General features: G+C 73.1%; 11 protein-coding genes and 2 pseudogenes. 2 read left to right on the forward strand and 11 right to left on the reverse strand.

All coding sequences use genetic code 11. The features are described from left to right. Positions 1-44: 44 nt before the first annotated feature. A pseudogene (locus IHE55_RS32985) lies at positions 45-1,073 on the forward strand (mechanosensitive ion channel family protein); the annotation flags it as partial. Here the strand turns inward: IHE55_RS32985 and IHE55_RS30805 are convergent. The 5 genes and pseudogenes from IHE55_RS30805 to IHE55_RS30810 form a co-directional block, all read right to left on the reverse strand. Then, positions 1,058-2,587, reverse strand: a pseudogene (locus tag IHE55_RS30805) (Na+/H+ antiporter); the annotation flags it as partial. The pseudogenes IHE55_RS32985 and IHE55_RS30805 sit on opposite strands and share 16 nt — an antisense overlap. Positions 2,588-3,007: 420 nt before the next feature. Beyond that, entirely contained in the window at positions 3,008-3,493 is a 486-nt protein-coding gene (locus IHE55_RS06070; RefSeq protein ID WP_197988088.1) for a GNAT family N-acetyltransferase, read from the reverse strand. After that, positions 3,493-4,434 carry an RluA family pseudouridine synthase gene (locus IHE55_RS06075; protein ID WP_197988089.1) on the reverse strand — a complete coding sequence of 314 codons (942 nt, stop codon included), beginning with the start codon at positions 4,432-4,434 and terminating at the stop codon, positions 3,493-3,495. The genes IHE55_RS06070 and IHE55_RS06075 overlap by 1 nt, the downstream gene beginning before the upstream one ends. A 105-nt stretch (positions 4,435-4,539) precedes the next feature. Next, a complete protein-coding gene (locus IHE55_RS06080; RefSeq protein ID WP_197988090.1) occupies positions 4,540-5,250 on the reverse strand; it encodes a signal peptidase II in 711 nt (236 codons plus the stop codon). A gap of 79 nt (positions 5,251-5,329) precedes the next feature. Next, entirely contained in the window at positions 5,330-5,830 is a 501-nt protein-coding gene (locus tag IHE55_RS30810; protein ID WP_372442632.1) for a TraR/DksA family transcriptional regulator, read from the reverse strand. 871 nt (positions 5,831-6,701) lie between these two features. On the opposite strand from IHE55_RS30810, the gene ileS reads away from it, so the two are divergent. Then, on the forward strand, positions 6,702-9,839 hold the full coding sequence (gene ileS / locus IHE55_RS06090) for an isoleucine--tRNA ligase (protein ID WP_197988092.1): 3,138 nt from the start codon (positions 6,702-6,704) through the stop codon (positions 9,837-9,839). Between the two features lie 456 nt (positions 9,840-10,295). On the opposite strand, the gene IHE55_RS06095 is transcribed toward ileS, so the two are convergent. The 6 genes from IHE55_RS06095 to ftsZ form a co-directional block, all read right to left on the reverse strand. Next, a complete protein-coding gene (locus tag IHE55_RS06095) occupies positions 10,296-11,381 on the reverse strand; it encodes a DivIVA domain-containing protein (RefSeq protein ID WP_197988093.1) in 1,086 nt (361 codons plus the stop codon). Between the two features lie 49 nt (positions 11,382-11,430). Next, on the reverse strand, positions 11,431-11,727 hold the full coding sequence (locus tag IHE55_RS06100; protein ID WP_197988094.1) for a YggT family protein: 297 nt from the start codon (positions 11,725-11,727) through the stop codon (positions 11,431-11,433). Positions 11,728-11,799: 72 nt separating this feature from the next. Continuing rightward, positions 11,800-12,441: a cell division protein SepF gene (locus IHE55_RS06105; RefSeq protein ID WP_197988095.1), complete on the reverse strand. Its 642-nt coding sequence runs from the start codon at positions 12,439-12,441 to the stop codon at positions 11,800-11,802. 123 nt (positions 12,442-12,564) lie between these two features. Then, positions 12,565-13,284 carry a YggS family pyridoxal phosphate-dependent enzyme gene (locus IHE55_RS06110; protein ID WP_197988096.1) on the reverse strand — a complete coding sequence of 240 codons (720 nt, stop codon included), beginning with the start codon at positions 13,282-13,284 and terminating at the stop codon, positions 12,565-12,567. Positions 13,285-13,287: 3 nt separating this feature from the next. Further along, positions 13,288-14,046, reverse strand: coding sequence for a peptidoglycan editing factor PgeF (gene pgeF, locus IHE55_RS06115; RefSeq protein ID WP_197988097.1), 759 nt, complete (start codon positions 14,044-14,046; stop codon positions 13,288-13,290). Positions 14,047-14,058: 12 nt separating this feature from the next. Continuing rightward, complete coding sequence (ftsZ, locus tag IHE55_RS06120; protein WP_197988098.1) at positions 14,059-15,306, reverse strand: cell division protein FtsZ; 1,248 nt, start codon at positions 15,304-15,306, stop codon at positions 14,059-14,061. Between the last annotated feature and the right edge of the window lie 48 nt (positions 15,307-15,354).

Raw genomic sequence — 15,354 nt, forward strand, 5'->3', positions numbered from 1 at the left:
ACCCCATCGTGCCAGGTGGGCACGGGAGAGAGGATGATCGCTCCATGCAGGACGTGCTGCGTCCGCTCATCGTCGTCGGCGGCGCGCTGGGGCTCACCCTGGCGGCCGGCTGGGCGGCGGACCGGCTGCTGTGCCGGGCCGACGCCCGGCACCCCGAGACCCCGCTGTGGGGGCTGCTGCGCCGCTGCCGGATACCGCTCCAGGTGGTGGTCGCGGTGGCCGTGCTGCGCGGCTTCCACGAGCAGGCGCACATCGCCCGGGACCACGCGGTGAGCATCAGCCGGATGCTCACCCTCGCCCTGATCGCCGCCGCCGGGTGGCTGACGGTGCGCGGTTCGGCGGCCGTGGTGGAGTCCTCGTACTCCCGGTACGCGGCCACCGCCCACGACGCGGCACGGGTGCGCCGGGTGCGCACCCAGGTGACGCTGACCCAGCGCGTGGTGAGCGCGGTGATCGCGGTGGTGGCGGCCGCCGCCATGCTGCTGACCTTCCCCGAGATGCGGGCCGTGGGGACGTCCGTGCTGGCCTCCGCCGGTCTGCTGGGCATCGTCGCCGGTATCGCCGCCCAGTCCACGCTCGGCAACCTCTTCGCGGGCCTGCAGATCGCCTTCGGTGACATGGTGCGCATCGGGGACGAGGTGGTGGTGGACGGCGAGTGGGGCACCGTGGAGGAGATCACCCTGACCTTCCTGTCGGTCCGCACCTGGGACGAGCGGCGCATCACCATGCCGGTGTCGTACTTCACCAGCAAGCCGTTCGAGAACTGGTCGCGCGGCGGTACCCAGATGACCGGCGCCATCTTCTTCCACCTGGACCACTCCGCGCCTATCGAGGAGATGCGCTCCAAGCTCCACGAGGTGGTGCGGGAGTCCACCGCCTGGGACGGCCGGGCCTGGAACCTGGCCGTCACCGACACCACACCGACCAGCATCGAGGTCCGCGCGCTGGCCACCGCGCGGGACGCGGACGCGGCCTGGCGCATCCGATGCGAGGTGCGGGAGAAGCTGATCGCCTGGCTGTGCGCGGAGCACCCGTACGCGCTGCCGCGGATCCCCACGGCGCCCGGCTCACCGCGCACCGCCAGCACCTCGTGCCGCGCGGCGGAGAGCAGCTCGCCCCGGATGCGCCGGACCTGCTTCATCCGGCGCACCCGCCGGCGGTGGGACTCGCGGCGCTCGTCGTCCACCACCTCCGGGCTGATCCGGGTGCCGAGCTCCAGGACGCGCCAGGACAGCTGCTCGACCAGTTCGTCGGGGAGCTGCTCGTCCCGGGCGATCTCCCGGAGCCGCTGCCTGGCCGCGCGCATCACCCGGGTCGCCAGCTCCCGCTCCATCGCCTCCTCGGCCTTGGAGTCCGCCCCCACCCGCAGCCGCCGCACCAGCCAGGGCAGGGTGAGGCCCTGGAGGACGAGGGTGGCGAGGACCACCGCGAAGGCGACGAAGACGATCTCCTCCCGGGCCGGGAACGTGCCGCCGTCGTCCACGGTGTGCGGGATCGCCAGGGCCAGGGCGACCGAGGCCACCCCGCGCATCCCGGACCACCACATGACGACGGTCTCCTGCCAGGTGACCGGGATGTCCTCGGAGCTGTCCCGGCCGCGGTGCAGCCGGTTGGCGAGCCAGGCGGCGGGCAGCAGCCACAGCAGCCGCACGCCCACCACCACCGCGACCACCGCGAGGCCGGCGCCGACCAGCTCCGACCAGTGGCCGGCGGCGGTGGCCATCGCGGTGTGCAGCTCCAGGCCGATGATGCCGAACGCCACCCCGGTGATCAGCATCTCCACCACCTCCCAGAAGGCGGTGCCGGTCAGCCGTCCGAGCACGTCGTCGGGGTCCACCGCGTGCTCGGCGAGGAACATCGCGGCGGTGAGCACCGCCAGCACCCCCGACCCGTGGAACTCCTCGGCCAGCACATAGGCGGCGAACGGCACCAGCAGCGTCAGCCCGACCTGGAGGGCGGGATCGTCCAGGTGGCCGATCAGCTTGTTCGCCGTCCAGCCCAGGGCGAGCCCGACGGCCACCGCGACCACGGCGGAGAGCACCAGCGCGGCGCCGGCCCCGGGCAGCGAGAAGGAACCGGTGACGGCCGCGGTGAGCGCCACGTGGTAGAGCACGATCGCCGTCACGTCGTTGAACAGCCCCTCGCCCTCCAGCAGCGACACCATGCGGCGGGGCAGCCCCAGCCGCCCGGCGACCACGGTGGCCGCCACCGGGTCCGGCGGGGCCACCAGCGCGCCCAGCACCACGGCCGCGGCGACCGTGATCCCGGGCACCACCGCGTGGGCCACGGCGGCGACGGCGGCGGTGGTGACGAAGACCAGGGCCACGGCGAGCAGGAAGATGGCGTTCCGGTTGGCCGCGAACTGCCGCCAGGAGGTCCGCTGCACCGCCGCGTAGAGCAGCGGCGGCAGCACCAGCGGCAGGATGAGGTCCGGCGGGACGTCCAGGTTCGGTACGAACGGCAGCAGGGCGAGGGCGACGCCCAGCAGGGTCATCAGCACCGGTGCGGGCAGCATCAGCCGCTCCCCCAGCGGCACCATGACCACGGCACCGAAGAGCAGGGCGAACAGCAGGGCGAGCTGGTCCACGTGCGGTCTCCCGGGCCGGTGTGCGCGGTCAGGGGATTTCCACCCTGCCACGAGTTCGCCGGTCCGGCCGGTCCGTGGCCGCCGCCCCGGTCACCGCTGCCCCGGTGACCGCCACGGCGCGCCGGTCACCGGGCGCGGTCCCGGTACGCCACCGGGCGCGGCCGGGCGTCGCCGGGACGCGGCCGGGGGCGGTCGGGGGGCGCGTGCGCGACGGGGCGTGCGGCGGTCCCGGGTCCGCCGGCACGCCCGGGCGGAGTCATGTGGCGGGTCCCGGTCCCGGTCTGCGGGCGGACCGGACAACGGGCCGGCCCCGCCCGGTGGGCCGCGGTACTCAGGCCCCGCCGTCCTCAGGCCCGGCGGCGCCCAGGCGCCGCGGTACTCAGGCCCCGCGGCGTGGCCGGGGGCCGGCCGGCGCCGTCGTCACAGCGCGGCCCGCATCGCCCGGTGCGGGATCCCGCTGCCCTCGTCGAACTCCGGGCCGGAGGCGGTGTAGCCCAGCCGCTCGTAGAAGCCGAGCGCATGGGTCTGGGCCTCCAGGTACACCCCGGTCAGGCCCAGCCGGCGCGCCTCGGCCTCCACCGCGCGGACCAGCGCGGCACCGAGCCCGGTGCCGCGGGCCGCCCGGCCGACCGCGAGCCGGCCGAGTACGGCGGTACGGCCGTCGATGCCGGCGCGGGCGTACTTGCGCAGCGCGGCCGGGCCGTACAGGAAGCGGACCGTGCCCACCGGGCGCCCGTCGGACGCGGTCGCCAGCAGGTGGACGGCGTGTGCGTCGTAGGCGTCCATCTCCTCCGGCTCGGGGATGTCCTGCTCCACGACGAACACCTCGCGGCGGACGGCGTGGCATCCGGACAGGTCGCCGTCGCCCACCACGGTGACGTGGAACGGGAACGGCGCGGCGGACATCAGGCGCTCTCCGCCCGCACGGTGTCCAGGGCGCCCTGGAGGTCGTCGGGGTAGGAGCTGTGGAACTCCACCCAGGAGCCGTCCGCCGGGTGCTCGAAGCCCAGCCGGACCGCGTGCAGCCACTGCCGGGTGACCCGCAGCCGCTTGGCCAGCGTGGGGTCCGCCCCGTAGGTCAGGTCGCCCACGCACGGGTGGCGGTGGGCGGCCATGTGCACCCGGATCTGGTGGGTGCGGCCGGTCTCCAGCTTGATGTCGAGGAGACTGGCGGCGCGGAACGCCTCGATGAGGTCGTAGTGGGTGACGCTGGGCTTGCCCTCGGCGGTCACCGCCCACTTGTAGTCGTGCTGCGGGTGGCGGCCGATCGGGGCGTCGATGGTCCCGCTCAGCGGGTCCGGGTGGCCCTGCACCAGCGCGTGGTAGCGCTTGTCCACCGTGCGCTCCCGGAACTGCTGCTTGAGCAGGGTGTACGCGCGCTCGGACTTGGCCACCACCATCAGTCCGGAGGTGCCCACGTCCAGGCGGTGGACGATGCCCTGGCGCTCGGCGGCACCGGAGGTGGAGATGCGGTAGCCCGCGGCGGCCAGGCCCCCGATCACGGTCGGGCCGGTCCAGCCGGGGCTGGGGTGGGCGGCGACCCCGACCGGCTTGACGATCACCACGATGTCGTCGTCGTCGTGGACGATCTCCATGCCCTCGACGGGCTCGGCGACGACCCGCACCGGCGGCGCGGCCTGCGGCATCTCCACTTCGAGCCAGGCTCCGCCGGAGACCCGGTCGGACTTGCCGGCGACACTGCCGTCCACCTGGACCTTCCCGGCCGCGGCCAGCTCGGCCGCCTTGGTCCGCGAAAAGCCGAACATACGGGCGATGGCGGCGTCCACGCGCTCGCCTTCCAGGCCCTCGGGCACGGGCAGGGTACGGATCTCGGGAATGGTGCTCACCCGTCGAGTATGCCGGACCCGGCGCGGCCCCTCGTACAACAGTCCTCGCCGCGGCCGCTCCCCGCGGGAGCGACGGGGGGGGGCCGGCCCCGGGGCGCCGGGGCGTCAGTCCTTGTGCACGGTCCCGTCCGGGTCGAGCCCGCGGAAGGACAGGATCACGATGAGGAAGCCGCCGCAGACGATGGCGGAGTCGGCGAGGTTGAAGACCGCGAAGTGGGCCGGTGCGATGAAGTCCACCACCGCGCCCTGCAGCCCGCCGGGGGTGCGGAAGACGCGGTCGGTCAGGTTGCCGAAGGCACCGCCGAGCAGCATGCCCAGCGCGATCGCCCACGGCACGCTGTAGAGCTTGCGGGCGAGCCGGGCGATCACCACGATCACCGCGGCGGCGATCACGGTGAAGACGATGGTCATCGCCTCACCGAAGCCGAACGCCGCGCCGCGGTTGCGGACCACCTCGAACTGCAGCCAGGTGCCGATCAGCTCCACCGGCGCCCGGTGCTCCAGGTGGGCGACCACGATCAGCTTGCTGACCAGGTCCAGCAGGTAGGCGACGGCGGCCACGCCGAGCAGCACCGCGATCCGCCGCCTGCCCCGGACACCGCCGGCGGTCGCTCCGGCCGCCGGCCCGGCACCGGTCTGCCCGTCGCCGGACTCCGCCGTCCCGGACCCGCCGGTGCCGCGCTCCCCGTCGCGGGCCGGCCCGCTGCCGGGCTCCGCGCGCTCCGGCTCCCCGGCCTCCGCGGGCCGGCCGGCCTCGTCGTCCCTGTCGGCCCTCTCGGGGTTCGGCGTACCGATGGCCTGCTCCGCCTTAGTCACGTGGGTCCCTCAACGTCTGGGTCCGGCACCAAGCCGCCGCCTGGCTGAGGACGAGGGTACGGCACACCCGTACGACAGGTCAGCGGCGCTCCTGGCGCTGCTTGCACTCGACGCAGAGGGTGGCGCGCGGGAACGCCTGCATCCGGGCCTTGCCGATGGGCCGGCCGCAGCTCTCGCACAGGCCGTAGGTGCCCGCGTCCAGGCGTTCCAGCGCGCGTTCGGTCTGCGACAGCCGGTTCCGGGCGCTGGTGGCCAGGGCCAGTTCGTGCTCCCGGGTGATGTTCTTGGTGCCGGTGTCGGCCTGGTCGTCGCCCGCCCCGTCGCCGGAGTCCCGCATCAGTCCGGTGATCGCCGCCTCGGCGGCGAGGATCTCCGCGCGCAGCCGCTCGGCGTCCGCCCGCAGCTCGTCCCGGGCGCCGGCCGCCTCCTCCGGCGTCCAGGGTTCCTCCCCGGGGCGTACCGCCAGCTCACCGGGGTCGGCCGTGCCGTCCACCACCCTGGCCTTGGGGAGCGGGTTCGCCGCCGCGGCGGCGTCCTTGCTCGCCGACGATGCCCCACCCGGAGTCTTCTTCAGCGCCACTGTGCTGGCTCCCGTCTTCTTCGCGGGCACCGCCTTGTCGGCCGGTGCGGCCTGCGCGGTCTTCTCGGCCTCGGTCTGCGCCGTGTCCTTGGGTCCTGCTCCCGGCTGCCGCCGGGCCTCGCCTCCGGGTCCGGGCGGTCCTCCCGGGCCCCCGGTGCCCGGGCCGCCGCCGGCGCGGCGCTCCCGGCCGGTGGGGTCCTTCCCGTCGGTCCCGGCCGCGGCCCCGCACGCCGGGTGATCCGGCTCGTTGAATCGTGCCGGAACGATAAATCGACTCCGGTCACGCGGCAACGGGGCACGCCGCCCGATTCGCCCGGCTTGCTCGGACGAGGAGGCGGCCCTCATCCGTTGTGCCCCAGGTCACCTGAAGTAATCCGGCGCGGCAGGGCGCATCACCGGCGGGCGGGTGCCCCCGGTGCCCCGGTGCGGCCCCCGCGCGCCCGGGCGGGCTGTCCGGCGGGCCGGGCGCGGCCGGACGGGCGACCCGGCGGGCCGGGCGGGACCGCACGGGCGGCGGGGCAAAACCGTTCGGCCGCACCCGGCCGGGGCCCTTACACTGTGGGCACGACCCCCGGTTCGCGCGCAGCCGAGAGCCCGGGGGGAGCAGCGAGAGGCGTGGATGGGGACGAGTAGCCTCGTACGCAGCCATGAGCGACCCGGGGACGGTGCGAGCCCGGGGGCGAGCGCGAGCGTGAAGCATCACCCCGGAGCCGCCGGAAGAACGCCCGGCAGGGTCAGTAGAACCGGCTTCGCGGCCCAATGAGGGGTCCGGTGGTGTCCTGCCGCCGGTCAAGGAGGGTGGTACCGCGGGAGCGCAGCTCTCGTCCCTCCGACGGGAACGGAAACGACGTGTCCGCCGGAGGAAGCCCCGATGAGTCCGCAGCCGCAGTACCGCCAGGTCCCCGCTCAGGTGGACCTGCCCGCCCTGGAGCACGCCGTGCTCGACTTCTGGCACGAGAACAAGGTCTTCGCGCGGAGTCTGGAGCAGTCCCAGGGCCGGCCCGAGTGGGTCTTCTACGAGGGGCCGCCCACCGCCAACGGCATGCCGGGGGCGCACCACATCGAGGCCCGGGTCTTCAAGGACGTCTTCCCGCGCTTCCGCACCATGCAGGGCTACCACGTGGGCCGCAAGGCGGGCTGGGACTGCCACGGCCTGCCGGTGGAGCTGGCGGTGGAGAAGGAGCTGGGCTTCACCGGCAAGAAGGACATCGAGGCGTACGGCATCGCCGAGTTCAACGCCAGGTGCCGTGAGTCGGTGACCCGGCACACCGACGCCTTCGCCGAGCTGACCCGGCGGATGGGCTACTGGGTCGACCTCGACGACGCCTACCGCACCATGGACCCCGAGTACATCGAGTCGGTGTGGTGGTCGCTGAAGGAGATCTTCAACAAGGGGCTGCTGGTCCAGGACCACCGGGTCGCCCCCTGGTGCCCGCGGTGCGGCACCGGGCTGTCCGACCACGAGCTGGCGCAGGGCTACGAGACCGTGGTGGACCCGTCGGTCTTCGTCCGCTTCCCGCTGACCTCCGGGCCGCTGGCCGGCGAGGCCGCGCTGCTGGTGTGGACCACCACCCCCTGGACCCTGGTGTCCAACACCGCGGTCGCCGCCCACCCGGACGTCACCTACGTGGTGGCCACCGACGGCACGGAGAAGCTGGTCGTCGCCGAACCGCTGCTGGCCAAGGCGCTCGGCGAGGGCTGGGAGCCCACCGGCGAGTCGTTCACCGGCCGGGAGATGGAGCGCTGGACCTACCGGCGGCCGTTCTCCCTGGTGGCGATCGACGACGCGCACTACGTGGTCAACGCCGAGTACGTCACCACCGAGGACGGCACCGGTCTGGTGCACCAGTCCCCCGCCTTCGGTGAGGACGACCTGAGGACCTGCCGCGCCTACGGCCTGCCGGTGGTCAACCCGGTCCGCCCGGACGGCACCTTCGAGGAGGACCTGGAGCTGGTCGGCGGCCAGTTCTTCAAGAAGGCCGACGAGGCGCTCACCGCCGACCTCGCCGCGCGCGGCCTGCTCTTCCGCCACGTGCCCTACGAGCACAGCTACCCGCACTGCTGGCGCTGCCACACCGCGCTGCTCTACTACGCCCAGCCGTCCTGGTACATCCGCACCACCGCGGTGAAGGACGCGCTGCTGCGGGAGAACGAGCGGACCAACTGGTTCCCGGACTCGGTCAAGCACGGCCGGTTCGGCGACTGGCTCAACAACAACATCGACTGGGCGCTCTCCCGCAACCGCTACTGGGGCACCCCGCTGCCCATCTGGCGCTGCGCCGAGGACCACCTCACCTGCGTCGGCTCGCTGGCCGAGCTGGGCGAGCTGACCGGCACCGACCAGTCGGGCCTGGACCCGCACCGGCCCTTCATCGACGAGGTCACCTTCCCCTGCCCGACCTGCTCGGGGACGGCGACGCGCGTCCCGGAGGTGATCGACGCCTGGTACGACTCGGGCTCGATGCCGTTCGCGCAGTGGGGCTACCCGTACCGGAACAAGGAGATGTTCGAGAAGCGCTACCCGGCGCAGTTCATCTCCGAGGCCATCGACCAGACCCGCGGCTGGTTCTACACGCTGATGGCGGTCGGCACCCTGGTCTTCGACCGGTCCAGCTACGAGAACGTGGTCTGCCTGGGCCACATCCTCGCCGAGGACGGCCGCAAGATGTCCAAGCACCTGGGGAACATCCTGCAGCCCATCCCGCTCATGGACAGCCACGGCGCCGACGCGGTCCGCTGGTTCATGGCGGCCGGCGGCTCGCCGTGGGCGGCCCGCCGGGTGGGTCACGGCACCCTCCAGGAGGTGGTCCGCAAGACCCTGCTGACGTACTGGAACACGGTCGCCTTCCAGGCGCTGTACGCGCGCACCTCCGGCTGGGCGCCGAGCGCCGCCGACCCGGCGCCGGCCGACCGGCCGCTGCTCGACCGCTGGCTGCTGGGCGAGCTGAACACCCTGGTCGAGCAGGTCACCGAGGCCATGGAGGGGTACGACACCCAGCGCACCGGCAAGCTGCTGTCGGCGTTCGTCGACGACCTGTCCAACTGGTACGTGCGCCGCTCCCGCCGCCGCTTCTGGCAGGGTGACGCCGCCGCGCTGCGCACCCTCCACGAGTGCGTGGAGACGGTGACCCGGCTGATGGCACCGCTGGTCCCGTTCATCACCGAGCGGGTCTGGCAGGACCTGGTCGTCCCGGTGACGCCGGACGCGCCGGACTCGGTGCACCTGTCCAGCTGGCCGGTGGCGGACCGCGAGCTGATCGACCCGGCGCTCTCGCGGCAGATGCAACTGGTGCGCCGGCTGGTCGAACTGGGCCGCGCCACCCGCGCCGAGTCCGGGGTGAAGACCCGCCAGCCGCTGTCCCGCGCGCTGGTGGCGGCGGCCGGTTTCGACGCGCTCCCGGTGGAGCTGCACAGCCAGATCACCGAGGAGCTCAACGTCTCCGCGCTGGCCTCGCTGTCGGAGGTGGGCGGTTCGCTGGTGGACACCACCGCCAAGGCGAACTTCCGCGCCCTGGGGAAGCGGTTCGGCAAGGGCGTGCAGGCGGTGGCCAAGGCGATCGCCGAGGCCGACGCGGCGGCCCTGTCGCTGGCGCTGCGCGAGGGCACCGCGTCGGTGGTGGTGGACGGCGAGACCGTCGCCCTCTCCCCCGAGGAGGTCATCATCACCGAGACCCCGCGCGAGGGCTGGTCGGTGGCGTCCGACGCGGGCGCGACCGTCGCCCTGGACCTGGAAATCACCCCGGAGCTGCGGCGCACCGGCACGGCCCGGGACGCGATCCGGCTGATCCAGGAGGCCCGTAAGAACAGCGGCCTGGACGTGGCGGACCGGATCGCGCTGCGCTGGCGCGCCACCCGCCCGGAGACCGAGGAGGCGCTGACCGAGCATCAGGGTCTGATCGCGGACGAGGTGCTGGCGGTGGACCTGGCGGCCGGCGAGGCCGACGACTCCTTCGGCCAGGAGTTCACCGACGAGGCGCTGGGCCTGGTCTTCCGCCTCCGCAAGGCGTAACGGCCCCGCCTTCCCGGGCTGTCCACGGCGTCCGGTCACCGCTCCGCACGGAGGGGTGACCGGACGCTTCGGCTTATCCCGCACCCGGGGCTCCGAACGGAGCAGGGCCCCGGCCCGACGGCCGGTGCCGCCCGGCGTGCTCCCTCGTCCGGGCCGCGGGCGGGGCGCGGAACGCCCGGAGGCCGGGAACGGTCCGCTCCCCCGTCATGGGCGACCGGGCCGGGTCGCCGGGTCGGACGCGGCCGGCCACGTGCCGCCCGGGCCCCCGATCCGCCGACGGCGGAACGCCCCCGCGGCCGGCCACCCGGCGCCCCACGGCGGGCGCCGCCCGAGTGGCGCGTCCGGGAGGCGCGTCCGGGGGGGCGCGTCCCGGACCGCACAAAGGGCCGGGCCCCTGGGAGTTCCCAGGGGCCCGGCCCTTGTTCACCGCCGACGGCTACCCGTACGGCGCTGTGCTCAGTTGTCGTCCTCGTCGATGAGGAAGCCGCGCATCGGGCTGGGCGCCTGCTGCATCGGCTGCGGTCCCTGCGGGCGCACCGGTGCCATCGGCTGGGTCATCGCCGGGGACATCTGCTGCTGCCCGCCGTACGACGGAGCACCGCCCGCCTGGCCGTGGCCGCCCATGGACTGGTTGCCGCCCATGGTGTGACCGCCCATCGGTCCGGCCGCGGCCGTGGCCATCGACGGCGACGGCGGCAGCGAAGCGGCCGCCGGGGTGCGCGGCGGGGCCAGCGAGTCCTCGGCCTGGTTCTCCAGCTGGCGCAGCTGGCTCTCCAGGTAGGACTTCAGGCGGGTGCGGTACTCGCGCTCGAAGCCGCGCAGGTCCTCGACCTTGCGCTCCAGGGTGGCGCGGGCGGACTCCAGCGAGCCCATCGCGACCCGGTGCTTCTCCTGCGCGTCCCGCTCCAGCGCGTCGGCCTTGGCGCGGGCGTCCCGCTCCAGGCCCTCGGCACGGCTCCGCGCCTCGCCGACGATCTTGTTGGCCTCGGAACGGGCCTCCGCGATCGCCTGGTCGGCGGTCTGCTGCGCCAGCGAGAGCACCCGGGCGGCGCTGTCGCCACCGGGGCCCTGACCGGGCTGCGGGTGCTGCGGACCGGGACCACCCGGACCGCCCATCGGCCCCTGCTGACCCATCGGGCCGGGACCCATCGGGCCACCCATGGGGCCCGGACCGTGCGGACCCTGCGGACCGTGGCCGCCGGGACCGGGAGGCAGCTGGGGTGCGCCACCGGGCAGCTGGGGCGGACCGCCCATCTGCTGCTGCGGGGGCACCGGCTGCGGGCCCGATATGGCGGCGGGCACCGGAGCGCCCGGCCGTTCCTGTTGCTCGGGAGGTTTCCGCATGTTCTGCTGCTGGTTCTGCGCGGCCGCCCGGGTCGCCGCGGCCAGCTTCGCGCGCAGGTCCTCGTTCTCGCGCAGCAGCCGGGTCAGTTCGGCTTCGACCTCGTCGAGGAAGGCATCGACCTCGTCCTCGTCATAGCCTTCTCGGAGGCGGACGGTCGTGAACTGCTTGTTCCGCACGTCCTCGGGGGTCAATGGCATCTCTTCTTCACCTCAACGTAGTCGTCGGCAGTCGGCTCGACCGTATCTCTCACACGTTGCTCGCAACGTTGCTCACCACGGTGATCAGGATGTAGACGATGATCATCAGTACGAAGAAGGACAGGTCGAGCGCAATGCCCCCGAGACGCAATGGCGGGATGAACCGCCGCAGAAGTTTCAGCGGCGGATCGGTGACAGTGTAGGTGGCCTCCAGGACCACCACCATCACCTTCCCGGGTTGCCACGAACGAGCGAACTGGAAGACGTAGTCCATGACCAGCCGGAAGATCAGCACGATCAGGAAGCAGTACAGCGCGATGTAGATCACTTCGAGTGCGATGTCCATCCCCGCGCGTCCCTCTCCCCTTCGTGCTCGGCCCCTCGGCCGGTTCCGCTCCGTGCCATCCGGTGTTGCGTCTCAGCTTTGGTTGAAGAACCCGCCCTCAGCGATACGGGCCTTGTCCTCCGCCGTGACATCGACGTTAGCAGGAGACAACAGGAACACCTTCTGCGTCACCCGCTCGATGCTCCCGTGGAGACCGAAGACCAGACCGGCGGCGAAGTCCACGAGACGCTTCGCGTCGGTGTCGTCCATCTCCGTCAGATTCATGATCACCGGAGTGCCCTCACGGAAGTGTTCCCCGATGGTACGGGCTTCGTTGTAGGTCCGGGGGTGGAGTGTGGTGATGCGGTAAGGCTCCCGCTCGGACACCACTTTGGGCATGATCACCGGCGCGTTCTTCTCCAGGTTCTGGCGTTCAGGTGTGATGGATGCCACTGGGGCAATTCGTCCGCCTCGCCCCTCTTCGGACAGGAGAGAGGCGGATCGCCCGCTTTCCACCGTCAGCGGGGCGGGCTCGCGTTGGGCCGGAGGAAGGGCGACCCGTACCGATTCGTCCCTCTCCGCGCGGGGTTCGGGGGGCGACTGGTGCCGTCTGCGGTCCCGCTCCGGCTCCGGCTCGGGCTCGAACTCGTCGTCGGGGTCGAAGCCCCGGCCGTCGTACCCATCGTCCTCCACGAGGCCGAGGTAGACCGCCATCTTGCGCATCGCGCCGGCCATTCTCTGCATCCTCCGCTCTGTGGTGGATCGGCTCCGCCACCGGATGCCGTGGATCCACGTGGCCTGCCCGCCTTTTGACGGGAATGACCATATATTCTGCTGTGGTCCGACTTCTTGGCGACGTTACCGGAGCCGGGGTCGGACTCCGAGTACCGCGGTACCGACGCGCACATGTGTCGCTCCCGCCGCCACCGCGTCTTCGAGGTCCGCGCTCATCCCTGCCGAGACCATGTTCGCAGCAGGATGGTCGGCGCGCAGGCGGCTTGAGATTTCCATCAGCCGGTCGAATGACGCCCGCGGGTCCCCCGCGTACGGCCCGGCCAGCGGAGCCACCGTCATCAGGCCGTCCAGCCGCAGACCTTGGGCGCCGGCGATCCGCTCCGCCAGCGCGGGAACCCCGTCCGGTGCCACCCCGCCGCGGTCCCCGCGCTCGCCCGACTCCGCGTCGAAGGCCACCTGGATCAGGCAGCCCACCTCGCGGCCGGCGCGGACCGCCGCCGTGGACAGGGCGTCCACCAGTCGGGACCGATCGACGGACTGCACGATATCGGCATAAGTGACCACGGAGCGCACTTTGTTGGTCTGGAGCTGACCGACGAAGTGCCAACTCAGCGGCAGGTCCGAGCAGGCGGCGGCCTTGGGGGCGGCGTCCTGGTCCCGGTTCTCGGCCACCTGCCGGACACCGAGCCCGGACAGCAGCCGGACGTCGTCGGCGGGGTAGGTCTTGGTGACCACGATGAGGGTCACCTCCTCGCGGCGGCGGCCGGCCGCGGCACAGGCCGCGGCGATGCGGTCCTCCACCCCCGCCAGATTGGCGGCGAGTTCACTCCTGCGGTCGGTCACAGCTCAGCCTTTTCCACCCACCGGCCCGGGGACCTCCCCGCACCAGACATAACTCGCGAGCCGCCCCGTGGTGCGGTCCCGCCGGTACGAAAAATGATCGGCCGACTCCCGGGTGCAGACGGCCGACGATGCGTCGATTCTCACACCGGATCGGGTGAGTTGGGCGACGACCCCGGCCGCCACGTCCACCGATGGAGTGCCCCAGCCGGTGGTGGCCCAGGCCTCCGGGACCACCTCGGCCACCGCCGCCCGCATCGCCTCCGGCACCTCGTAGCACCGTCCGCAGATCGACGGGCCGGTGCGCGCCACGATCCGCTCCGGCCGCGCGCCGAGTTCCCGCATCGCGGCCACCACGGCGGGCACCACCCCGGCGACCAGGCCGGGCCGTCCGGCGTGCGCCGCCCCGGCGATCCCGGCGACCGGGTCGGCGAGGAGCACCGGGGTGCAGTCGGCGGTGAGGACCGCGAGGGCCAGTCCCCGGCGGGCCGTCACCACCGCGTCCACCGCGGGGGCCTCGCCGGTGGTCCACGGCCCGTCCACCACGGCCACGTCCCGGCCGTGCACCTGGTTCATCCAGACCACCGCCGCCGGGTCCAGGCCGAGCCGCTCGGCGGCCAGCTTCCGGTTGGCCAGCACCGCGGCCGGGTCGTCGCCGACCGCGCCGCCCAGGTTGAGCTCGTCGTACGGAGCGGCGCTCACCCCGCCCCACCGGTCGGTGAAGGCGAAGTGCGCGCCGCTCGCTTCGTGCTGCTGCCCTATCACTTCAGGCGGTGCTTACTTCAGGAAGTCCGGGACGTCCAGCTCCTCGGCGCTGTCCTGGTACGGCCGGGCCGGCGGGACCTGCGGGGAGCTGATCGGGGGCAGCGGGGGCTCCTTGCCGTACGGGCCGGAGGAGATGTCGCCGACCGGGGCCGGGTCCGGGATCGGCTCCTCGTCCCGCTGGGTGATGCTGCCGAGCCCGCCGAACGCGGGACGGCTGGGCTCGGCCGGGGCGACCGGGCGCGAGGGCACCGGGGCGGGCTCCTCCCGTCCGCCGTACGAGCCGATCCCCTTGTCGCGGGTCTTGGCCGGCGGCTGGCCGCCGTCGAAGCCCGCCGCGATGACGGTGACCCGCACCTCGTCGCCGAGCGCGTCGTCGATCACCGCACCGAAGATGATGTTGGCCTCCGGGTGGGCGGCCTCGCTCACCAGCTGCGCGGCCTCGTTGATCTCGAACAGGCCGAGATCGGAACCGCCGGAGATGGAGAGCAGGACACCCCGGGCGCCGTCGATGGACGCCTCCAGCAGGGGCGAGGAGATGGCCATCTCCGCCGCCGCCACCGCGCGGTCGTCGCCGCGCGCCGAGCCGATGCCCATCAGCGCGGAGCCCGCCTCGGACATCACGGACTTGACGTCGGCGAAGTCCAGGTTGATCAGGCCGGGGGTGGTGATCAGGTCGGTGATGCCCTGGACACCCGACAGCAGCACCTGGTCCGCGGACTTGAACGCGTCGAGCACGCTCACCTGGCGGTCCGAGATGGACAGCAGTCGGTCGTTGGGGATCACGATGAGGGTGTCCACCTCGTCGCGCAGCTGCGCGATGCCGTCCTCCGCCTGGTTCGCCCGGCGGCGGCCCTCGAAGGTGAACGGGCGGGTGACCACACCGATCGTCAGGGCGCCCAGCGAGCGGGCGATGTTGGCGACGACGGGCGCGCCGCCGGTGCCGGTGCCGCCGCCCTCGCCCGCGGTGACGAAGACCATGTCGGCCCCCTTGAGGACCTCCTCGATCTCCTCGCGGTGGTCCTCCGCGGCCTTGCGGCCGACGTCCGGGTTGGCGCCGGCGCCGAGGCCGCGGGTGAGCTCCCGGCCGACGTCGAGCTTGACGTCGGCGTCGCTCATCAGCAGGGCCTGCGCGTCGGTGTTGATCGCGATGAACTCGACGCCCTTGAGCCCGACCTCGATCATCCGGTTGATGGCGTTGACGCCACCGCCGCCGATGCCGACGACCTTGATGACTGCGAGGTAGTTCTGCGGTGCTGCCACGTCGAAGGCCTCTCGCCTCGATTTACGTGTCGCCACCCCGCAGTTGCT

The organism is Streptomyces pactum (genome assembly GCF_016031615.1).
Lineage (GTDB): Bacteria > Actinomycetota > Actinomycetes > Streptomycetales > Streptomycetaceae > Streptomyces > Streptomyces pactus.

Coding starts and splice junctions, on each gene's coding strand:
- IHE55_RS06105 (WP_197988095.1), bottom strand. CDS start 12,441: ATGGCCGGCGCGATGCGCAAGATGGCGGTCTACCTCGGCCTCGTGGAG.
- ileS (WP_197988092.1), top strand. CDS start 6,702: ATGAGTCCGCAGCCGCAGTACCGCCAGGTCCCCGCTCAGGTGGACCTG.
- IHE55_RS06100 (WP_197988094.1), bottom strand. CDS start 11,727: ATGGACATCGCACTCGAAGTGATCTACATCGCGCTGTACTGCTTCCTG.
- IHE55_RS06095 (WP_197988093.1), bottom strand. CDS start 11,381: ATGCCATTGACCCCCGAGGACGTGCGGAACAAGCAGTTCACGACCGTC.
- IHE55_RS06070 (WP_197988088.1), bottom strand. CDS start 3,493: ATGTCCGCCGCGCCGTTCCCGTTCCACGTCACCGTGGTGGGCGACGGC.